This window comes from Myxococcus sp. MxC21-1, assembly GCF_032612255.1.
Classification (GTDB): domain Bacteria; phylum Myxococcota; class Myxococcia; order Myxococcales; family Myxococcaceae; genus Myxococcus; species Myxococcus virescens.
Map to the genome: position 1 here is coordinate 8,082,790 of NZ_CP123278.1, position 20,938 is coordinate 8,103,727.

At 68.6% G+C, this 20,938-nt stretch carries 14 protein-coding genes, 2 pseudogenes and 2 riboswitches; of the genes and pseudogenes, 4 read left to right on the top strand and 12 right to left on the bottom strand.

Going from position 1 to position 20,938, the window contains the following annotated elements; genetic code table 11:
- Nucleotides 1–2: 2 nt before the first annotated feature.
- From QEG98_RS42475 to QEG98_RS36175, 12 genes and pseudogenes are all read right to left on the bottom strand, one after another.
- Nucleotides 3–3,629 (bottom strand): annotated as a pseudogene (locus QEG98_RS42475) (protein kinase domain-containing protein).
- A gap of 178 nt (nt 3,630–3,807) precedes the next feature.
- A pseudogene (locus QEG98_RS36125) lies at nt 3,808–5,491 on the bottom strand (FHA domain-containing protein).
- 142 nt (nt 5,492–5,633) lie between these two features.
- Entirely contained in the window at nt 5,634–6,137 is a 504-nt protein-coding gene (locus QEG98_RS36130) for a ubiquinol-cytochrome c reductase iron-sulfur subunit (protein ID WP_316564546.1), read from the bottom strand.
- Nucleotides 6,138–6,169: 32 nt separating this feature from the next.
- On the bottom strand, nt 6,170–6,934 hold the full coding sequence (locus tag QEG98_RS36135; protein ID WP_316564547.1) for a cell surface protein: 765 nt from the start codon (nt 6,932–6,934) through the stop codon (nt 6,170–6,172).
- Nucleotides 6,931–8,259 (bottom strand): hypothetical protein, encoded by a 1,329-nt coding sequence (locus QEG98_RS36140; RefSeq protein WP_316564548.1) that lies wholly within the window; start codon nt 8,257–8,259, stop codon nt 6,931–6,933. The genes QEG98_RS36135 and QEG98_RS36140 overlap by 4 nt, the downstream gene beginning before the upstream one ends.
- Nucleotides 8,260–8,416: 157 nt before the next feature.
- Nucleotides 8,417–8,629, bottom strand: a riboswitch (cobalamin riboswitch).
- Nucleotides 8,630–8,649: 20 nt separating this feature from the next.
- On the bottom strand, nt 8,650–9,735 hold the full coding sequence (locus QEG98_RS36145) for an iron ABC transporter permease (RefSeq protein ID WP_316564549.1): 1,086 nt from the start codon (nt 9,733–9,735) through the stop codon (nt 8,650–8,652).
- Entirely contained in the window at nt 9,732–10,589 is an 858-nt protein-coding gene (locus QEG98_RS36150; RefSeq protein ID WP_316564550.1) for a helical backbone metal receptor, read from the bottom strand. The genes QEG98_RS36145 and QEG98_RS36150 overlap by 4 nt, the downstream gene beginning before the upstream one ends.
- Before the next feature lie 55 nt (nt 10,590–10,644).
- The gene (locus tag QEG98_RS36155) at nt 10,645–12,261 is read right to left on the bottom strand and encodes an MXAN_6577-like cysteine-rich protein (protein WP_316564551.1); all 1,617 of its coding nucleotides are present in this window, start codon (nt 12,259–12,261) and stop codon (nt 10,645–10,647) included.
- Nucleotides 12,233–14,242, bottom strand: coding sequence for a TonB-dependent receptor (locus QEG98_RS36160; RefSeq protein ID WP_316564552.1), 2,010 nt, complete (start codon nt 14,240–14,242; stop codon nt 12,233–12,235). Before QEG98_RS36160 ends, QEG98_RS36155 begins: the two co-directional genes overlap by 29 nt.
- Before the next feature lie 58 nt (nt 14,243–14,300).
- Nucleotides 14,301–14,548: riboswitch (cobalamin riboswitch) on the bottom strand.
- 6 nt (nt 14,549–14,554) lie between these two features.
- Nucleotides 14,555–14,911: an FHA domain-containing protein gene (locus QEG98_RS36165; RefSeq protein WP_228565316.1), complete on the bottom strand. Its 357-nt coding sequence runs from the start codon at nt 14,909–14,911 to the stop codon at nt 14,555–14,557.
- Nucleotides 14,912–15,184: 273 nt separating this feature from the next.
- Nucleotides 15,185–15,466 (bottom strand): hypothetical protein, encoded by a 282-nt coding sequence (locus QEG98_RS36170; RefSeq protein ID WP_316564553.1) that lies wholly within the window; start codon nt 15,464–15,466, stop codon nt 15,185–15,187.
- Nucleotides 15,467–15,480: 14 nt separating this feature from the next.
- Nucleotides 15,481–16,137: a hypothetical protein gene (locus tag QEG98_RS36175; RefSeq protein ID WP_316564554.1), complete on the bottom strand. Its 657-nt coding sequence runs from the start codon at nt 16,135–16,137 to the stop codon at nt 15,481–15,483.
- 522 nt (nt 16,138–16,659) lie between these two features.
- Between QEG98_RS36175 and QEG98_RS36180 the strand changes: the two genes are divergently transcribed.
- The 4 genes from QEG98_RS36180 to QEG98_RS36195 all read left to right on the top strand — a co-directional run bounded on the left by QEG98_RS36180 (nt 16,660) and on the right by QEG98_RS36195 (nt 20,929).
- On the top strand, nt 16,660–17,949 hold the full coding sequence (locus tag QEG98_RS36180) for a TIGR02270 family protein (protein WP_316568023.1): 1,290 nt from the start codon (nt 16,660–16,662) through the stop codon (nt 17,947–17,949).
- Between the two features lie 3 nt (nt 17,950–17,952).
- A complete protein-coding gene (locus QEG98_RS36185) occupies nt 17,953–18,966 on the top strand; it encodes a DUF2169 domain-containing protein (protein WP_316564555.1) in 1,014 nt (337 codons plus the stop codon).
- Nucleotides 18,967–19,328: 362 nt separating this feature from the next.
- On the top strand, nt 19,329–20,021 hold the full coding sequence (locus QEG98_RS36190) for a beta-ketoacyl synthase N-terminal-like domain-containing protein (RefSeq protein WP_316564556.1): 693 nt from the start codon (nt 19,329–19,331) through the stop codon (nt 20,019–20,021).
- Complete coding sequence (locus tag QEG98_RS36195; RefSeq protein ID WP_316564557.1) at nt 20,018–20,929, top strand: PAAR-like domain-containing protein; 912 nt, start codon at nt 20,018–20,020, stop codon at nt 20,927–20,929. The genes QEG98_RS36190 and QEG98_RS36195 overlap by 4 nt, the downstream gene beginning before the upstream one ends.
- The last annotated feature ends 9 nt before the right edge of the window (nt 20,930–20,938 follow it).

The window sequence follows — 20,938 nt, forward strand, 5'->3', positions numbered from 1 at the left end:
GACTAGTACAGCTCCTTCTGCTTCTGCAGCAGGTAGCGCTTCATCGCCCGGACCTTGCGCAGCGCTTCCGGGTTGTCGCTGCTGCCCGCGGCCTCCACCTCGCTCTTCACCTCGGCGTACCGCGTGCACCAGAGGCCGAGCACCACGCACGAGTGCTCCGCGTTGAGCTGGTTGAAGAGCGCGTTCGTCTCACGCCACTCCCTCTCCAGCACGGTGAGCTGACGGGAGCGCGCGGAGCGAATCTTGCGGACCGGCGCCGTGCGCTTCTCGGGAACCTCGGTGTTCTTCTGCTGCGCGTCCAGCGGCGCGAGGAAGGAGTCGTCGAGCGAGCCTCGGCCTTCCGTGGCATCGGCGGGCGGCGCGGCGTTGGGCGTGGGGGTTCCCGGCGTGGCACCGGAGGGCGGCGCGACGTCGGGCGCGGGGGTTCCCGGCGCCTGCGCCGCGTTCCCCTCGGGAGGCGGGCCATTCTCGTTGGCGGCCTTGCCCGTCTGCGCTTCCTCGGGAGCGGAGGGACGCAGGGGCTGCGCGGGCGGCGGCCCTGCGGGTTTCTCCGGCATGAACTGGCTCAGCACCTGGGCGCGGAGCTCCGGGGGCCCAGGAAGAAGGCTCCGACCACGGCCAGGATGACGAACAGCAACACCAGCACGAGCACCAGCGGGCCCTTGCGGCGACGCTCGGGGCGCTCGGGCATCGTCGTGCGGCGGGTGTCCTCCTTCGCGATTCGCTCGGCCGAGCGCGTCTCCGGGCGGACGGGCATCGTCGTGCGCCGCGTCTCCTCGTTGGGCGTGAGGGAGACGCGGACATCGTCGTCGCTCTCGTCCTCCTCTTCGTCCGTCACGACGGGGGCGGGCGCGGTGGGACGCACGGCGGAGACGGAACCTGTCCTGCGCGCGGTGCTGGCCGGTGCCATCCCCGGCGAAGACGACCGGACCCGCCGAGACCTGGGCCGGGATGCGCCGGACCGCTCCTCGTCCTCGGAGCCATCCACATCCTTGAAGAGGCCCGCGTCCAGCACCACGCGCGGATGCGTGTCGTCAGGACGGGTGACGCGAGGGTCCGTGTCCGCGTGATGTGCGACGCGGGGCTGGGTGTCGTCGTGGCGCTCGGTTCGCGAGGGGCGGTGGATGCGCGGATGCGTGTCGACGTCGGCGATGCTCGGCGCGGCTTCCTCGTGCCCCACATCCTCGGTGGAGAGCACGGGCAGCTCCGACGAGGCGCCTTCATGTGACGGCGCGTCGGTCGAAGAAAGGCCGGCTTCGTCCTCGGACACGCCCGCCTCGGACTCGTGCGCGGCTTCGGCTTCGTCCTCCGGGGGAGGGCCCGCCCGCCATCAGCGGGGGTGGCGTCCACGACGGGCTCGTCCACCACGGGCGCGGAGCGGAAAGCCGTCGCTCCCGATGCAGGCGCGCTGGGGATGGCTCGCGATGGCGTTGCCCCCTTCGGAGGTGGAGGTGTCCCCAGTGAAGGCATGCCCCGCGAGGGCGTCATGCCAGTCGGGGCTGGCGACACCGCGGCCATCCCCGCCGAGGACGCCCTGCGCGGTGGCGTCCCGTCCTCCGAGGACCTGTCCACGGAAGACACCGGGTCCGAAGAGGCCTCGCCCCGCGCATCCAACGCAGCGACTTCCACGGAGGAGATGGCGCGAGTCGAAACCCCCGCCTGCGCGCCCACAGCGGGCATGCCCGCCGACGACATGGAGCGTGAAGCCGAGGCCTCATCCGGCGAGCCCACCGCGGGCGTCGCGCGAGACGGCGTCGAGCCCGACGGAGGCGGCTGGACGGCCGCCATCACCATCGATGCCGTTCGAGGCATCGGGCCAGAAGGATGCGGCTCGCTGAATGCCGCCTCGTCCGGCGTCGCACTCCCAAACGCGCCCTCGTGCTCCGAGGCGGAGTCCTCGTCTCCGGCAACCCCCTCCGAGACCTCAACGGCCGGCATCGACTCCAGCGCCGGCGTGCGAGGCAACGGCGCGGGAGCAGGCACGTTGACCGCGGGCATCACCACCACGCCGCTGCGCGGCAGCGCCGCTCCGGGCGCGCGCGGCTCGGCCCCTGGCGGCGGAGGTCGCGAGCTCACCGTGCCCTGCGACCCACGCGGCGGCACCGCGGGCGTGGGCGATCCCACCGAGGCAATCACGCTCGGGCTCGCCTCGAACGCCCTGCCCCGAAGCGACTCGGCCTTCGCGGCCGTCGACTCCACCTGAACGGACGCCTCCTCGGGAGAAGACGGCCCCCCAGGCTCGGCATCGCCAGCTCGGTCGGCCGCATGTGCGACGGAAGCAGCGCACGCGCGGCGGCCACACCCGGCGGCACCGCCTCGGGCGGCATCGACGTCATCTGGACCTCGCGCGTCAGCGCGGGCGCACGAGGAATCGGCGCAGACGAAGGGCTCACCCCGCCGCCGCGAACGAAGGCCTCGGGCCCCACCTCCACCGAGGGCGCCGTGTCCTGGCGCACGCCCCGCGTCCGAGCCTCTTCCTCCAGCGCCTCGATGGGGAACCCGGGCCGGGTGGACTCGTCCATCGGGACACCCGGGCGCGTCTCGCCGTCCGTCACCGGACCACCGCCCTCGCGGCTGCGGGGCGTGGGGAAGAACGACAGCGGCTCCACCGGGCCATCCAGGCGGATGGTCTTCGCCGGCAGCATCGCGTGCGCCGTCTTCGGCGCCAGCGGATCATCCGGCATCGAGGCCAGCGCACGGACCTCTGCCGTGGACAGGCGCGGCACCTCCTTGAGGCTCGCCAGGAGACGCCGCTCGGACTGGAAGTCCGCCGAGAACAGCTCGCGCATGAAGCGGCTGACGCTCTCCGGGCCCGCGCTCGCGTCAATCTCCATCAGGCAGGCCTGGAGCCGCCCGCGGAACTCCTCCGCCGTCTGGAAGCGCTGCGACGGGTCCACCGCCAATGCCTTGGCCACCAGCGCCGTCACTGCAGGCGGCGTAAGCGGCTCCACCTGGTCCAGCGGCGCGATTCGCGGGTTCGCCACCAGGGACATGAGCTCGCCCGGGTGGACCCCGTCGAACGGGTTCTTCCCGCAGATGAGCTCGTAGAGGCAGAGCCCCACCGCGTACAGGTCGCTGCGGCGGTCCACCGGCTGGTGCCGCGCCTGCTCCGGCGACATGTAGAGGAACTTGCCCAGGATGATGCTGGGGTTCGTCTTCGCGGCCGACAGCCGGCTCTTGGCGAGCCCGAAGTCGATGACCTTCACCTCCCCTTCGTAGGAGATGAGGATGTTCTGCGGCGAGATGTCCCGGTGGACGAGCTTCAGGTCCTCCCCGTCGTCGTCCTTCTTGCGGTGCGCATAGGCCAGCGCGTCCAGCACCCGGCCCATGGTGTAGAGGATGAACGTGACCGGCAGCGGCATCTGCCGGTCCCGCACGCGCGCGGCCACCTTGCGCAGGTCCTTGCCGTCCACGTGCTCGAGCGCCATGTAGGCCTCGTCCTCGTGGAGGCCCATGTCCAGCACCTGGGCAATGGAGCCGTGGCTCAGGCGGACCAGGGTGCGGGCTTCGCCCACGAAGCGCTCGACGAAGTCCGTGTCCGCGGCCAGCTGCGGGAGGATTTTCTTGATGACGCAGAGCTTCTCGAACCCCTGCGCCCCCTCCAACCGCGCGAGGTAGATCTCTCCCATGCCCCCCGTCGCCAGTTGGGACAGGAGCGTGTACCGGCCAAAGGGCTGGGGCCGGAAGGGTCTCAACCGGGCGGGTTGGGTGGGCGAGTTCATGCGGTGCGGGGGTTCACCACGACGGGGTCCGCATTGAACCCTTTCCCGGTACGTCCCAGCAACCCGTCAACCGGACGCGGCCCCCTCAGCGGAAGCCGGGATTGGTCAACTGGCCTACATCCTCTTCCAGCACCTCGAAGGCCGCTACCTTGTCCTTCGGGGGGCGGATGAGGCGCTCGCCCAGCGGCTGGACGTCGAAGCGTGCCCCCACCGTGGCCAGGACCTTGCCGGTAATGAGCACCTGGCCCGGGCTGGCGGTACCGGCGAGCCACCCCGCAATCCCGACGCCGTCCCCCACCACGGTGTAGTCCGGGCGCACCTCGGTGCCGATCATCCCCACCAGGGCCCGGGTGCTGTGCAGGGCGATTCGCAGCTCGCACCGCTCGTCCAGGGGCCTGCGCGACATGGACCGCTCCCACTCGGAGCGCAGCGCCAGGGCGGCCCGGACGGCCCGGATCGAGTCCTCGCCCTTCGCGTAGGGAACGCCGAAGAGGGCGCGCAGGGATTCGCCCCGGAAGCCCTCCACGGTGGCCTCGAAGCTGAAGACGATGCCGCTCATCCGCGCGTGAAAGTCGTTGAGCATCTGCGTGGCGCGCGCGGCGCCGATGCGCATGCACAACACGGAGAAGCCCACGAGCTCCGCGTGCAGGATGGTGAGGTTGCGCTCCTCCAGGCCGGGCAGCTTGCCCCCTGCTTCTGGGCCTCGGCGGCGCGGCGCTCGGCCACCTCCGGCGGGTGGAAGCGCTCCAGGTCGCGCCGCAGCCTGTCCGCCGCGGGACTGCCCTCGCGCGGGGAGAACTTCTGCACGCCGGTGGCCACCAGATGCGCCACCGCGGTGCAGGTATCCAGCATCGACTCCACGCTGGCGCCACCCTTGGCCGACAGGTTGACGTAGAGCACCCCGCGTAGGGCGGCTCGGTGCCGATGGGGATGCACAGCACCCGGTCCACACCGTAGAGGATGACGCTCTCCCGGCCCGCGAAGCGGCGATCATCGCGCACGTCGCCCACGGCGAGCGCGCGGCCCTGACGCAGGGCCTCCTCCACGATGGCATCCGAGACGGGCACCTCGCCCTTGGCCAGCCGGCCGCGGTGGCGCACGGCGGCGGGCACCAGGGCACCCGTGGCGTGCTTGAGCAGCACCACCGCCGTGGTCGCGTCCGTGACCTCCAGCAGCCGGTCCATGGTGGTGTCCAGGAACGACGACAGCGTGCTGGCCGACGAGAGCGCCTCCGCGGTGCGGAACAACAGCACCAGCGTCTCCTGCCCCACGCGCGGGCTCGCGGCGGGCAGCGGCGCGGACGCGGAGAAGCTGTCGTCGAAGGAGACCGGGCCCACGTTGTCCAGGAGCCGCAGCACGTCCGCGTCGCGCACGTTCTTCGCCAGCAGGACGGAGGGGCCCACGTCCTGGCCGTGGCCGAAGCGCACGACGCCGCCCGCGCCCAGGTCCACCATCTCCGTGGCCGCGTTCTCCACGGTGTTGGGCTGGCGCACGGAGAGGACGTTCTCGCCCAGCGCCACCGAGTCTCCGGCGACGAGCTGCCGAGAGCCCTGCAAGGGCGCGCCGTTGATGCGGCTGCCGTTGCGACTGCCCAGATCTTCGATTCGCAGCACGTCACCGTCGACGAACAGCCGCGCATGCCGGCGTGAGACGAGATCGCCGCCCAGGACGATATCGTTCTCGTCCGCGCGGCCGAGGCTCGTCACGCCCTCAGGCAGATCGTACGACGTGTCGAAGTAGCCGGGCCCGTTGATGATGATCTGCCACATCGAATGCCCGACATTACACGACTCTCCCGCCTGTTGAGAGAAGGAGACACGGACTCAGTGCGGGTATCCCGTAACCCGGTGCCACGACACGTCTCTCCGCACCGCGTCATTTCACCTGTGGTGCGAATGTCCGAACGATTGCTCAGCGGGGCCGGTGGATGAACAGGGACGCGCCCTGTCTCACCACGGGGAAGGCCGCGAGCGGTCGAGTCGCCGGGCCATTCAGCACCTGCCCCTCCTGGGTGAAGCGGGAGCCATGACAGGGGCATTCCATGACGCCGTCGGCCGGCACCCAGTCCACGGCGCAATCACCGTGCGTGCAGATGCGCCAGACCGCCGCGTAGCAGCCGGGTGAGGTGTGGACCACCACCACGTCCAGCAGCGCCTGGGGAATGCGGACCTCCGCGGCGCCGCCAGGGACCTCCAGCGCGGGGTAATCCACCAGGGAGACCTCCACCCAGCCCTCGCCGGGCGGGCCCGACGGCACCGGCGGCGCACAAGACGGGCCCGGCCCTCCCGCATCGGGAGGGTCGAGCACCACGGCTTCCCGCCACCCGTCACCACACCCCGCCCCGAACGCCGCCAGGGCACAGGTGCCCTTGAGCAGCGTGCCGAGCGCGGCGCGGCGGTCCACCTCCCCCGTCATGGACAGGGGACATGGCCGTGGCGGGAGCCGCTTCACGGGGTGCCGCTCCGAAGCGACACACCGTTCACCACCGCGACGGCGTCCAGGTCGAAGCCCCCGGAGGTGCCGCCGTAGCGGTTGTTGCCTGCGTCGACGATGCGCACGTACTGCGCTCGCTTGAGGCCCAAGGTCGCCAGGTCGAACCCGTCTCCACCCGCAACCGCGGGGTCCGTGGCGCTGACGCCGTTGGCCGGATTGGCCTGGACGGTGGCGACGCCCGCGCATCCCGGGTAGCCGCCCGCGGCGTCCGTGGTGGCACAGGGGAATTCGTACCAGGTGACGCCGTCGTCGCTGACGGAGACGATGCCCCGCTCGGAGTGCGTGGCCGCTCCGCCCGCGACGAGGAAGGCGTTCTCGAACACGAGCAGGTCCACGCCCGGCCCATCCACCACGGCGATGTCGGTGAAACGCAGCTCGATTCTGCCGCCCCGGCCCAGCGAGAGCACATCCAGCGAGCCGTTGTCCGGCCCCAGCCCCGACGGGGGCCCGAGCACGACGTCCGGGAAGCGGTCCTGCCCGAAGCCCGCGAAGTCGCCGGGCTCGAAGAGAACGACTTCGTCCGCGTATGGATTCTCGGGCGGAAGTCCGGCATCGGGCTCCAGCGGTGTGGAGCCATCCGGCTGTCCCGCGTCATCCCGCACCGGGTCCGTTCCCGCGTCCTCGCTGACGCCGGAGGAATCGTCACCACATGCGGAGGTGCCCAGGAGCACGGCGAGCGCCGTGCCCCAGACGAAGTGATGGAGGCGGTGATGGCTCATGGCACGGCCCGGATGCGGACCAGCCGCTCGCCGTTCACGTCCTCGACACCCACCAGCAGGTCCGAGCCCAGGTGGGTCAGCTGCGTCACGGAGGTGCACTGGTCCACGAGCGTCAGCACCGGCGTGCGCTCACCAATGACGACCTCACCCGGGGTCGCGTCCGCGGAGAGGGCGTAGCGGGACACGTCGGTGGTGATGAACTGCCAGGTGTCATCGTAGGCGCCCCGCTTGACGGCGACGCCGTCACCGAAGGCGGAGGCCGCGTTGAAGTCGCTGCCCACGTCAATCTGGGGCTGCGCGTCCAATGCGAACGGCGTGTTGGAGGAGAGCGCCGCGCTCACGACGGAGGGCGCCACCGCGTAGACCACGTTGGAGTAGTCCGGCGGAACGACGAAACCGAGCACGGCGACGCCGTTGTTCGCCACGGCACTGAAGCCATTTCCGCCGGCGGTCTCCGGGAAGTCAGCCACCTTCACGGAGGCCATGGGCTCCGCGGAGGTCACCAGCGCATAGATTCCGAAGCCGTTGATGGCGGACAGCCCCATGCTGTTGATGAGGAAGGCGGACGTCGTGCCGGACGTGAACGCGGCGGCGCTCATGTTGCCCGGCGAGTTGACGTAGCTCGAGTTGTCAGGGGTGGCGATGTCATAGAGCGAGACCGTGCCCGCGCCACCCGACTTCGTGTAGCCGGCCAGCAGCCGCTCGGCGCCATGCACGAGGAAGCGGTTGGGGTAGATACCCGACGTGGCCCCACGGTCCTCGGGCGCCAGGACGTTGAACAGCGGCGACGCGGAAGGCGTCAGGTCCGGCCAGATTCCCAGCGAATAGACGTCCGCGCTCGTATCCCCTTGCACGGCATAGACCGCGTACGTGGGGCCCGGCGTGACGGCCACCGCCAGCACGTCGTCCGGCATGGGCGCGGAGCCCGCGGTCTCGAAGCCCGCCTGGAGCTGAAGCGTGCCGAGCACCGGGTCATACGGCGCCGTCTCACACGTGTACTCCGTGCCCGCGTCCGTCTCCGTGCCCGCGTCCGGCTCCGTACCCGCGTCGGGCTCCGTGCCCGCGTCCGGCTCCGTGCCCGCGTCGGGCTGCGTGCCCGCGTCCGGCTCCGTGCCCGCGTCTTCCCCGGGGAGCTGCTGAATGGGCCGCGTCTCACACTTCTCCGACGCGCACGTCCACTCCTGGCCCGCGGGAGCGGGGCCGTTCTCGTTGCGGCAGTCGTAGACATCCACGCATTCGGAGCCACAGCCCGTGGTGGCAACCGCCAGCACCAGACTGGCCGTGGCGAACATCAGGGACTTCGTGCGGGCTCCTGCGCGTTTCACATCGGCGTACTTCATCGGTGTCCTCGCTCCCTCTTCCGCCCCCACGGGCGAATGGGCTTCCAGGAGGACACGGCCGAAGGCAAAGCCCCGGCGGACCTTTCGCGCCGGACAGCACCGCCCCCGCCGCCTCCCCTCGGAGGCCTCGGTGATGTCCGTGCCAGGGGCACGGGTCTTCGGCAGGTTTTCGGACTCGCAGGCGCGGGTGCACGGAGCACCCATCTACTTGCCGTCGCTTCCCAGCCCGCTTCGGGCCAGTGCTTCACGTGACGGCGTTCGTTCCTGCTCACCGCTGCGGGGCAGTCCCGGATTCACACCGGGTTCCCTTGAGTCACCGTGGCTCCACGGCGACACCGAGGACGCGAGCGGGGATATGGCGGGTGCAAGCCATTGTCAATGACTGGTCCCCAGACGCACCCGCCGCCGCAGCAGCGCGAGGAACAGCGGGCCGCCCAGCAGCGCGGTGACGACGCCCACGGGAGGCTCGGCCCCGAACAAGGGGAAGGCCAGCCGCGCCAGCAAATCCGACAGGACCAGGAAGGCAGCGCCGCCCAGCGCCGACAGTGGCACCAGCAGCCGCTGGTCCGGCCCGAAGGCCAGCCGCAGCAGGTGCGGGACGATGAGGCCCACGAAGCCAATCAACCCCGTGAGCGCCACCGCGCCCGCGACGCTCGCGCTGGCGGCCAGCAGCAACCAGCGGCGCGTCGCCGCCACCGGAACCCCCAGGGACGCCGCGTCATCGTCACCCAGCGACAACAGGTTCAACCGTGCGGAGAACACCCACATGACGCCAATCGCGCCGGCCTGAAGCAGCGCGGAGAGCAGCAGCGTGCCGCCGCGCTCGTACCCCAGCGCTCCGGCGAGCCAGTAGAGGATTTCCCCCAGCCGGTCGGGGGCGGACAGCGTCTTCACCAGGGTGATGGCCGCGGAGGCGAACGCGTTGAACACCACGCCGGTGAGCAACGCGGCGTAGGGCGCGCGCGACGCGGAGCCCCGGCTGGCGGAGAGGACGAAGAGGATGGCGGCCCCCGCGCCCAGGAAGGAGAAGAGCGCGGGCGCGGACAGACGCGCCATGGCGCCGCCCAGGCCCGGTGCCACGTCCCCCACGCTGGCGAGCCCCACCGCGAGCGCCAGCGTCGCCCCCATCGCCGCCCCGCCGGACACGCCGAGCACGAACGGGTCCGCCAGCGGATTGCGCAAGAGCCCCTGGAGCGTTGCGCCCGAGGCCGCCAGCCCCGCGCCCACGATGGCCCCCAGCAGCGCGCGCGGCAGCCGCAGCGACCAGAAGATGACGGCGTCCGTGGACGTGGGCTCCGTCAGCGCGGCGGTGAGGGAGATGGACTGCTCACCGAAGCGCACCGCCACGGCCAGGCAGCCCACCGCCAACACGAGAAAGCCCCCGAACAACATCACCGCGCGCGAGGCGCGAAAGCCTCCCGCTCCGCCATGTGCACGCTGGGATGTCGCCGGCTCGCTCACGGCGCGGCCTTACCTGTTCCCTTCGGATGCAGCAAACGGAAGAGTTCCTCCAGTCCCCGCCCCAGCGAAGGTCCTGGCTGCAACAGCGACATGGAGGGCAGGTCCACCCAGCGCGCGCTGGACAGACCGGGCAGTGCCCGCAACTTGTCCTTGCCCACGTCCACGTCCGCGGCATCCACCACCACGGTGGCCCGGGCACGCACCACGCGCTCCACCGAGTACACCGGGTACGCGGAGCTCGCGTCCGCCGCCACGTTGATGCCGCCCGCGTCCCGGAGCAGCTCGTCCGCGAAGGAGCCCGGCCCCGCCACCACGAGCGGCTCGAAGCCATAGACGAACAGCACCCGCGGCGCGGGCAGCTTCTTCGCCGCCTCCCGGATGCGCGTGCGCGTGGCCTCGATGCCCACCACCACCGCCTCCGCCTCCTTCTCCCGTCCGAGCGCCTTCCCCACCGCGCGCATGGCCGCGAGCACGTCCGCCACGGAGTGCAGCGGCAGCAGCAGCACGGGCACGCCCAGCTCCGCCATCTTCTCCACCGGACGCTGGTTGCCCGGTCCGGGCTGCACCAGGAGCAGGTCTGGCTTGAGCGCAATCACCGCCTCCACGGAAGGGTCCGTGAAGCCGCCCACGCGCGGCAACTTCGCCACCTCCTTCGCCTCGTCGAAGCGGGACACCCCCACCAGCGTGCTCCCCGCACCCAGGGACAGCACCATCTCCGACAGCGAGGGCGCCAGCGTCACCACCCGCCGCACCTTGGAAGGCGCTGGCGGTCCCAGCGTCCTCAGGCTCGACGTCTCCGCCGCGCGCACCGTCCCGGTGAGCAGGCACAGCACCGTGGCGAGCAGGACGGACATGCCCGAGCAGAGAGGCGAAGTGGAAGTCGTGTTCATCGGCATGGCGTGCGCTTCCTCAGTGCAGGGCGGTGACGTCAATGGCATTGGACACGGGCCGGCGCGGGTCCGTGGGACACGCCTCCAGGGCGGGCCCCAGCGCCTGGGGCGAAGAGAAGCCGCGGCGCTCCACCAACCGCCCGTCCTCCACCGCCACCACGAAGACGCGGCCCGCGTTCGTGTCCGCCAGGTACACCGCGCCCTCCGCCACCGCGAAGCGGCTGGCCACGGAGAGGTTGCAGCCCGGCGTTCCGGGCTCACACCCCGCCTTGAGCGCGTACGCCGCCACGGGCGCGTCGTTCTTCACCAGCACCAGCCCGGAGGCGCGCACGGCGCTGGCGCTGTGCCCGTTGGCCTCGTCGTACTCGGCCTCGCCCAGGCAGGCCACCACGAGCTGGTCACCCACGGCCTCCACGTAGCCCGCGTTGAGGCAATCCGCCGCGCCCAGGTCGATGGCGCTCACGCTGCCGCTCGCGGGGTCGATTTTCGCGAGCATGCCCGGGCCATTGGGCTTGTAGCCGTTGTAGGGATTCAGGTTGGTGAGGCTCACGTACACCCCCGCCTCCGTCGCCGCGACGGAGTAGGGCAGCGGCAACACCGTGCCACCGTCGAAGGGCTTCAGGTCCAGCCCGGTGAGCGAAATCGTGTCCACCTTGCGCGGCTGCTCGGGGTTGGAGATGTCCACGCGCGCGACGGCATTGCCGAACTGGAACATGGAGCCGCCCGTGCCGAACAAGGGGACGTACAGCGTGGTGCCCCACTTCGCCAGCGCCTGCGGGCTGGTGTTGGCCCCCAGGTTCACCTGTGTCACGGTGCGCAGGCCCAGCCCCGCGCCCTGGGAAGGGCCCTCTCGCTTGAGCACCTGCAAGGTGTTGTTCACCGAGTCCACGACGTAGACATAAGGCGGGTCCACCAGGATGTCGTTGGGCGAGCCCGCCACCCCGCCCAGCGAGTCCTCCTCCACCACCGTCCCCAGCGCGCCGCCCGCCGCCTGGAGCAGCTTCGAGGCCGTGGCGTCCGCGGCCAGCACATGGCCGTCCCAGGACGCGAGCGTCTGCACGCCCGAGCCGAACTGACGCCGCGGCCCGAGCTGGTCCGTCCCCGCCTGGATGCCCACGAGCTGCCCGTGGGTGTAGCAGGCCGCCACCACGTCGTAGCCGCAGCGTCCCTCGTGGCACGTCTGCACGTCCGGACACACGTTGCCGCAGGCGCCGCAGTTGAGCACGTCCGCGCGAACGTCCACGCACGAGTCCCCGCACCGCAAGCTGCCTTCGGAGCAGCCTTCGCGGCACACGCCGGATTCACACACGAGCCCCGCGGCGCACGCGTTGCCACAGGCGCCGCAGTTCGCGACATCGCTCGCCGTGGCCACGCACGCGCCACCGCAGGCCTCCGTCCCCGGGCGACAGTCACAGACGCCGGCCTGACACGTCTGCCCATCGCCGCACGTGTTGCCACAGGCGCCGCAGTTCGCGACGTCACCGCTCAGGTCCACGCAGGCGTCACCGCAGACGGACAGGCCGGAGGTGCACACCGCACCCTCTTCGGGGCACCCGGTGAGCAGCAGCGCCGCCACGGCCGTCAGCAGCAAGGTCGGAAGGAACGGCTCAGGGGACAGGGGACGCGGGCGAGTCATGGGGCTCCCGAGTGGATGAGGATGACGGTGACGCGCCGGGCTCGAGCGCCACCGCGAGCGTCACGTAGACGGCGCGTCCCGGCAGCGGGAAGCCCGTGAAGTCGAAGGTCCGGACGTCGAGGAGGTTCTTCAGCTCGACGGACAGGGTGAGGTCCGGCCCCTGAAGGAAGGTGCTGGACGCGCCCGCGCTCACCAACGTGCGTGATGGCAAATCGAGCGAGCCGGTGCGGTTGATGAGCTGCGCGGACTGGTAGAGCACTTCCGCGCGGGCGTTGAGCCAGTCCGGCCCCGCGCGCACCCGCCCCACCCACTTGTGCCTGGGACGGTACGGCAGGTCCTTGCCGAAGAAGCGCGGGTCCCCATAGCGGTTCTCCGTGCGCAGGTACGTGTAGCCCGTGCTGGCCAGGAGCCAGGAGAAGGGCCGCGCCTCGCCCTCCAGCTCCAGGCCCCACACGCGCGCGGTGTCGAAGTTGTACGGGCGCGCCATCAGCGGCGGATACAGCTCATAGGCGATGAGGTTCTCGTACAGCGCCGCGAAGCCGCCCAACGTGAGGCCCCAGCGCGGCGCCGCGTCCTCGGAGTCTTCCGGACCGGAGCGCCACATCACCGCCGCGTCCGCGTACAAGGCGCGCTCGGGCTTGAGCCCGGGGTTGGGCAGCAGCGTCCCCTGCCGGATGTACAGCTCCAGAAAGGACGGCGCGCGGTGGGACTGCCCGGCGTTGGCGCGCAGCCCGAAGCCGCTTCCCAGTTCGACGGATGCGCCCAGCTTCGGCGACAGCAACCAGTACGGCCCCACCCGCTCCAGCCGCATCGAAGGCACCACGTCCAGCGTGCCTCCGAAGAGCCGCACCTCATCCATGGCCATGACGCTGGCGCGCCACCACGAGGAGGCCTGTGCGCCCTCCTCCTGCGTCACCGTCTCACCCGAGGTCGCCACCGTGACCGTCAGCGACTGGCGCTCTCCCAGCGGCCTGCGGCCCTCCAGCTCCACGCCGCCCACCGAGTGCCGCTGCGCGCCGCCCGCGCCGGGAATGTGCCCCGTCACCTCCAGGCCATCACGCCGGAAGAAGCCTCGCGCGCTCCCCTGCCCCAGCCCGCTGAGCACGCCCGACCAGCGAAGGCCCAGCGCCAGCCGCCCCAGCTCCTGGTCTCCGGTGGACTGGGGATTCTGCACGGTGCCCGGAATGGCGCGGTCCTCCAGGGACAGCTCCGCGAGCGCATCCAGCCGCGAGCCTCCCGCGAGCCGGCGCCGGTAGCGCAGGAGCGCGCCACCACCCTGCGCGTTGTTGCGGGCACGCCGCTCGGAGACCTGGGGATTGCCGTCCACGGCGGGCAGTTCGTCCACGTCGTAGGCGAAGTCACCATCCGAGCGGCCCGCATGCACCAGCAGCAGCGCCTGCCCGCCCAGCATCGGCCCCGTGGCGGCGACGTGGCCCAGCGCCGTGTTCCAGCTCCCGTAGGTCACCTCACCACTCGTGCGCAGGTTCGGCCCCGGCGCGCGGGTGATGATGTTGATGGCGCCGCCCAGGCCGCCGGAGCCATAGCGCGCGCCCGCGCCACCTCGCAGCACCTCGAAGCGCTCGACCAGCGCGGCGGGAATGAGCGACAGGTCCGACAGGCCGCCCGCGCCGTTGAGCGGAATGCCATCCAGGAACACGAGCACGCCGTTGGACGACGCGCCCCGCACCACCAGGCTCTTGCTCTGTCCGTAGCCGCCGGAGTCCTGCACCGCGAGCCCCACCGAGCCCACGAGCAGCTCCGCCGTGTCGCGCGCCTCGCCCGCTCGCTCTCGCGCATCAATGACGGTGATGGCGCCCGTCGGGTCCCTCCGCTCCGGAGACTCAGACGGAGGGGGTGTCCTGCCGCGAACCACCGTGGTGCGCGCGGGGGCGGGCTCGGCCTCGGAAGGCTGCGCCGTGACGGGACATGGAAGGCTGAGCACCAGGCACACGACAGGCCCAGCGAGGAAGGTCCACCGCATGCTCCGCCTTCCGCTCCCTCCGACGAAGAGAGAAGGCCAACCGCCCGGGCCCGCGAAAGGCTCGGCCGAACCCCTGGGCAGGTCTCCTGGCTGACGGGCTCTGGCGACTGGCGCACGCTGCGTCATGCCAGAAGAGGACTTCCGCCTTCCCCCTGAGCGGCGCTCGGCCGCGGATGGAGTGGCGACAAACCGAAGCCCCCGGCCCTGACCTCAGGGCTGCCCGTTCACAGTGGCGGGACCGCGCCGGACTCTCACCGGCTTCCCTCTTGAAAGCCCGACATGGGCACCCAAGGGCGCGCCCTTTGTAGGAGGTCACCTCCGGCGGGTCAAGCTCACCGGGGGCGTCAGCGAGGACACGCGCACGGACTGCTCGAAGGCATACGTCTGGAGGAACAGGAGCTCCACGTTCCCCAGCGTGAGCCGGGAGCGGCACAGCAGCGGCGCGGGCCGGCCCGGCAGGATGAGCACCCCATCCTGGTACGTCCCCCGCTCGCTCTCCAGGTCCGTCACGCACCACAGCCCGGTGTGCGGCTCACGACGAAGGCGCGCATGCAGGCGGGACACCGTGGGCTCGGCGAGGACGATGTCGCACTCGGCGCCGCTGCCCACCGTCACCTCGGCGTCCGCCGTGCGGAACCGCGGGCGCACCTCCAGCACCACGGGCGCCATGGCGCAGGGCGTCGATACCCTCTCCGATGACCGGGACGCTCCACCGCGTGGCCGCGTGGCAGCAGGCTCCCACAGCAACACGGGCCAGCTCCCATCATGGGCTCGCGCATCGCGAGGAGCTGGCTGGAACACGCGCACCTTCCTGTTCACCGGATGGACGCACGCAACATGGACACGAGACGCCGGCGGCGCCAGTTCCTGGAGCCTCGGGGCGTGCGATTCACCGCCGGGTCCCACCGCGTGGGATGTCCACCCACGCCTGCCACCAGGTGACTACGGAACGTCCGGCGTCCCCGCGTCCTCGCAAGCCGCGCCCGAGCCGGCATCCGGCTCGACCTCCGCGCAATCCGGAAGCGCCAGCTCCAGGTCCTCCTCACCGAGGAGCAGGGCCTCGTCGTCATCGGTGGAGAAGGTGCCCGTCCCACCGTCCGCGACACGCAGCCGCGCGATGGGGTCCTCCACGGCGCAGCCTCCGCTCCAGGCCAGCAGTGCCAGGACGAGCAGGTGCCGGAACGTCCCGCGAGGCGCGTGCGATGTGAAGTCAGTGCGGTTCATCGGGCGGCCACCTTTCACGGGAAGACCATCATCGCGACGCTCAGGCGCGGCCGGACGGCCCAGCCCTCATGGAGCGGTTCGAACCCCTGCGCGCTCTGGAAGCCGATGAGGGGGCGGCCGAAGACGACGTCCATCGCCAGCGAGCCCTCCACGGCGAAGTACTTCGAGAAACGCCAGCGCAGGGAGGTATCCGGCCCCGTGAGGAGCGCGGGGACGAAGCGGGGGCCCGCGGTGTCCAGTCCGCCCACGCGGGCAAAAGCGGTCCGGCCGAAGAGGAGGAAGCCCGCCCCCGCGCCCACGCTCCAACGCCACGCACCCGAGCGGAGCATGGGCGTGTCCAGCCAGAAGCCGAAGACGTACTGCTCCAGCTTCACCTCGGTGCGGGTCTCCACCATGCTCGACGGGAGGCCCGCCAGGAACTGGAAGCGGAAGCGCAGCCGGGGGAACTCCCAGCCGGCCCCGAGCAACCATCCCTGGTAACCCGTTGAGGCGTAGCCGTCGAGCGAGGCGAGGCCGCCCGCCAGGAGCTGCCACTGCACGGACGAGGACTCCGGGACCACCGGAGCGGCTTCCGCCCGGGGCACATCCGCCGTGTCCGCCGCCAGCGAGGCGGAACCCGCGAGCAGCCCTCCCAACACGCCGAGTCGCAGCAAGACGGTGCCCGATGCCATGCGAGCAACGCTACCGTCCTGGTTACGGGCGAAGGAAGCCCCCCCGCCCGGCGATTCGGCAGGTCGTTGCGAGGGACAATTGCCGTCCTACAGAGACCTCAGCAGGCTGCCTCCGCGAAATCTGAACAATCACTCTGGGGCAGCCATGTACTGCCCAGGCCACAGTGCGCGGCAGGTCGTGAGCCCAGAGGACGTTGCGCAACCATCACACCAGCGAACCTCGGCACGAAACGATGCCCACCCGAACCTGCTGCACAGCCTGGCGCCTGCATGCTCAGGCCATACATGGAGCAGTGCCCCTACCGATGCTGTTTCCCCATGGCGTCCATACCAAGTGGCCCCCTCAAACAAGGAGCATCAGCAACCAAACACACCACACCACACAAAACCACAGACAAACAACAACCCCAATCACAAGACAATCTAGACAGCCCACACCACCCCCAGTAACCTCTCCCGCCTCGACCTGCGCTATCCAAACCCATGAGCTCGAATGGGACACCAAGAATGACACTCCCATTGATGGACATCTACGAAGAGCACCTGGACGAAGCCACCTTTCTTTGGGGGCAGTGGGAGCGGGCGCTTGTTTCTCCAGGCTACAACTTTTCACAGACAGCCATCCTGGAACAACGCCTGCTGTCACATCTAGACGGGCTGACAGTGGGAGGAACTCCTGTGGCGCATGAACTGCTCCGACCTGCGCTTGCATCCGCAGAGCCCCTACGTGTCTCCGCCGCACTGTGGACAATGCTAGCTGACCCGGGGAGCATGGAACCTTCGGAGGCTACGCAATTATGGGAGTCAACTCCCCTCGAAATGCTCGCCCCCCTCCAGCGGGCGATTCAACTGAGCTGGAGTGCGCGAGTGGGAGAAGCTGTTCTTCCGCTGCTGAAGACCCAGGAAGCCTCCCGCCAAGCGATGGTGCTTGAGATACTTGCGTTCCGCAGAGAAACGCCGCAAGCCTCTGCCGTCGAACTTCTCCATCACCCAGCGCCTCCAGTAATAACGGCGGCACTTCGCGGCCTGCAGCCCCTACCCCGAGCGTTCTTACAGGGAGAACTGCACCGGCTCCTAGCAGATGTACGCACTGATGTCAGGACAGCCGCCATCGAGGCAGGGCTGGTGTCCGGTTCGCGCGAGGCATGGGCGGTATGCAGCAAGGAAGTGGGAGTGCCAACCGCTGCGGGCCGGAAACTGCTGGTACTCCAAGCGCTCGGAGGGAACGAGCGGACTGTCCAGCGACTCCTGGAGAGTGCTGGAAAGGTTGACACTCAAGCGAATGCACTCTGGGCACTGGGCTTCAGTGGCCAACGACAAGCTGCGGATGTGTGTTTGGACCTGATGAACCAAAAACCCTTGGCGGCATTGGCGGGCGAAGCCTTCAGCGCCATCACTGGATTAAAATTGGAGGAGCCATACACGATTTCCGCCCAGGAGGATTGGGAATCGCTGCCCCCGTTGGAAGAGGAACTGGAGCACCCGCTGGAATACAGACCCGAGGACGACCTGCCAATCCCAGATCGTACCGCGGTATCCAACTGGTGGAAGGAGGCGCGCAAGGAGTTCGCACCAGGAGTCCGCTATCTGAGAGGGCGGGCGTTTACCATCAAGGGTTTACTGGAAGAACTTGACCAGGGCCCCATGAGGCGCCGCCATGTGTACGCCCTGGAACTCGCGATTCGGAGCCAGGGAGCTTGCATGATTCAGACGAGAGGCTTCTCCTGGCATCAACGTAAAGCACTCGCGCAGGCTCACATAGCGCAAACGCGACTACCAGCATCGAACTTCTTCCAGTTGCTTGGGGAGTAGCTCATGTGGAGATTGCTCAACCGTACCCCATACGCCGCCGAACGAACATGGATGCGCTCTCACGATGGCCAGCATCTGTGGATCGTAGCGGTCAAGGCAACCTACGAACTTGGGGAATCCGGAAAGCTCAAGATCGCGGACAAGCAACTACCTCCCCTTCTTGCACCAGAGTATCGAGGAGACCCAGGGTCCTCAAGCCTCTTGTATGACGTGGACCTTACAGACACGAAACCTGGCACAGACATCATCCTGAATGCCTCCGCATACGCACGGGGCGGCAAACCCACACGAGAGCTCCTGGCAGGCTTCCGGCTTGGACCTGTGAAAAAACTGCTCAACGTCCGCGGAGAACGCATCTGGGAATCTGGACTGCTGCGAGGCATCCACCCGTCCGAACCAAGACCATTCTCCTGCATAAAAATAACATACGAGCAAGCATTTGGCGGCATGGATTCATCAAACCCGGCACCTCTAAAGCATCGGATGGAGAATCAGAACCCGGTGGGGCGCGGGTTTGCCATCACCAAGGAGCACTTGGTCGGAAAGCCTGTCCCCAATGTAACCTATCCCGATGACGATGCGATATCTCGGCCTGCAGGGTTCGGAGCCCTCGCCAGTTACTGGTCACCACGGCGTGAGTTATGGGGCACGTTCGACGAAGCGTGGATGAAGAAGCGGCGACCGCTCCTGCCCGTTGACTATAATTCCCAAGCCCTGATGTGTTCACCTATCGATCAGCGCCCAACCGGATATCTTCGTGGAGGCGAGCGAGTCCGGCTCTTGCATCTGACCCCTGCAGGTCAACTCGAATTCGACTTACCGAAGGTTGAACTGCGCTTCCAAACTCGGTTTGGCCACCGGCGCGTCGAGCACGCATCCCAGCTCAGCATGGTGGTTATTGAACCGGATGCCGCACGCCTACTGATGACTTGGCATACCGCACTACCATGCCACCACGACGCAGAGGCGTTGGATGAAACCACGATCACCGAAACCAGGGGACGGCATCGCACATGACTGAAATAGGGGCTCAGGTGGTGGTAGCGGCAATCGGGGCGCACACTTCCGTCGGTGTCCACGCGGCAATGACGGCAGCCTCAATCCGTGCGGGCATCACACGCATGTCTATGCACCCCTACATCATCGACAGGATGGGTGAACCCCTCAGAATCGCGTCGGCCCAGCACATCCAGTCACCATTATCGGGAATCGAGAGGTTCGCCGCACTCGCCGGTCCTGCGCTTCATGAGGTTCTCAAGCCGTTGGCCTCACGACCTTTGCGTAGAGGCCAAATTGGCCTGTACTTGGGCCTCCCAGAGCCACGCCCTGGCTTCGATGAAGCCGATGTTCGCATCATTGAGGAGGCACTCGGAGATATCGTGGATGCGGAATTCCAGTCCATCCGCCATGGGCACTGCGGGGGAGCCATGGCCATACAGCGAGCGCACGAGGACATCACGACAGGGCGTTTCGAGTTCTGCATTGCTGGCGGCGTCGATTCGCATATGCACGACAAGACGTTGACCTGGCTAGACCGAAGCGGCCAACTCCAGTCCTCAAGCCGGCGCTCGGGCATGGTGCCCGGAGAGGCCGCCGCGTTCTGCCTGCTGTGCCGTCCATCCGTTGCCCGCGCCCTCGCGCTGCCCCCGTTGCTGGCCGTCAGCAGCGCCAGCACGGCGATTGAACCCCATGCAATCAAGCGGAAGGGAGTGTGCGTTGGAGAAGGACTGGCGGTAGCCATCCGGGCAGCCACCGCTGGAGCGCCCGTCGACGCAGTGTTCTGTGACATCAACGGGCAACGCTATCGCAATGAGGAATGGGGGATGGCGAGCTTACGTCTGTCAGATGTCATTTCCGATGCGAGCCGCTACGAGGCACCAGCCTCGATCCTGGGAGATGTTGGCGCTGCCTCCGGCCCCCTCTTCGTGGCTCTCGTCCAGGAGTCCATCCGCCGAAGGTATGCGCACGCCAGACGATTCCTGGGGTGGACCAGCGCGGAAGGGGGCCATCGGACAGCATTCGTCCTAGAAAGCCTCGTGCCAAAGAACAAAAATGCGGAGGTCCTCCCATGAAGGTCGCCGTCAATCCACCACGGACCCCTGTGACGACAGGCAGTCAAGGTGTAGCTGCCGCCACGGTCCCCAATGTCTGTAAAATGCCTGGGCCACCCGCACCGTTCGTACCAACTCCTCTGCCAAACATCGGCCGGTCGAACCTAAGCCCAAGCGGATACAGCCAGAGTGTCACCATTGAGGGCCAGAAGGTCGCCATTCGAGGGGCGAGCTTCGGAAGCCAGGGAGACATGGCCAGCAAGGGAACCGGCGGCGGGGTTGTTTCAGGAAACACCCATGGCGAGACAAAGTTCATCGCCCCGGGCTCCATGGATGTGAAGTTCGAAGGAAAAAACGTCCAACTTCTCGGCGACGCGATGAGCAATAACCATGGGGGCCCAGCCAACGCCGCCACCTTGATGGGATTGCTCCAGTCCCCACTGCTTCCCGAGGCTCCTGCCTCCGGCGAAATGGACCCATGCAATCACGTCTGGAAGGTACTCGAAAGCAAGCCTGGGAAAACCCCTTCGGAAGCGGCTTCCGACAACGACGCCCTTGTGCAGCGAAACCAAGGAAAGCCATCCATGGCGAACACGATGCGCGGCTATTCATTTGAAAACAAGGCAGTGGAGGCCAACATGACGTTCATGAGCATCCAAACAGTTGGCCGGGAGTACATATGCGAACTCTGCAAACAAAAACAGGACGTGGACATCGTCGGAGACAAACGGATCGCCGAAGCCAAGAGCCGTAACTTCGAGGGCGTCAAGAAGAAGTCGAGACAGGCGCGCCGAATTCGGGACATCCAGCAGAAACTCTTCGACAAGAACCAAAACCCGCTGGCGAAGCTCGACGGCGGACTGGAAGATCACGAGAAGTCGGCCGGCAAGTATCTAGAACGTGGCTTCGACGTGGAAATTGTCCCATAGGTGAACCTC

Excerpts from the sequence above, each read along its gene's own strand:
- QEG98_RS36170 (WP_316564553.1), bottom strand. The coding sequence starts at position 15,466 with ATGAACCGCACTGACTTCACATCGCACGCGCCTCGCGGGACGTTCCGG.
- QEG98_RS36195 (WP_316564557.1), top strand. The coding sequence starts at position 20,018 with ATGAAGGTCGCCGTCAATCCACCACGGACCCCTGTGACGACAGGCAGT.
- QEG98_RS36165 (WP_228565316.1), bottom strand. The coding sequence starts at position 14,911 with ATGGCGCCCGTGGTGCTGGAGGTGCGCCCGCGGTTCCGCACGGCGGAC.
- QEG98_RS36175 (WP_316564554.1), bottom strand. The coding sequence starts at position 16,137 with ATGGCATCGGGCACCGTCTTGCTGCGACTCGGCGTGTTGGGAGGGCTG.
- QEG98_RS36160 (WP_316564552.1), bottom strand. The coding sequence starts at position 14,242 with ATGCGGTGGACCTTCCTCGCTGGGCCTGTCGTGTGCCTGGTGCTCAGC.
- QEG98_RS36135 (WP_316564547.1), bottom strand. The coding sequence starts at position 6,934 with ATGAGCCATCACCGCCTCCATCACTTCGTCTGGGGCACGGCGCTCGCC.
- QEG98_RS36180 (WP_316568023.1), top strand. The coding sequence starts at position 16,660 with ATGGACATCTACGAAGAGCACCTGGACGAAGCCACCTTTCTTTGGGGG.
- QEG98_RS36155 (WP_316564551.1), bottom strand. The coding sequence starts at position 12,261 with ATGACTCGCCCGCGTCCCCTGTCCCCTGAGCCGTTCCTTCCGACCTTG.
- QEG98_RS36130 (WP_316564546.1), bottom strand. The coding sequence starts at position 6,137 with ATGACGGGGGAGGTGGACCGCCGCGCCGCGCTCGGCACGCTGCTCAAG.
- QEG98_RS36150 (WP_316564550.1), bottom strand. The coding sequence starts at position 10,589 with ATGTCCGTCCTGCTCGCCACGGTGCTGTGCCTGCTCACCGGGACGGTG.
- QEG98_RS36185 (WP_316564555.1), top strand. The coding sequence starts at position 17,953 with ATGTGGAGATTGCTCAACCGTACCCCATACGCCGCCGAACGAACATGG.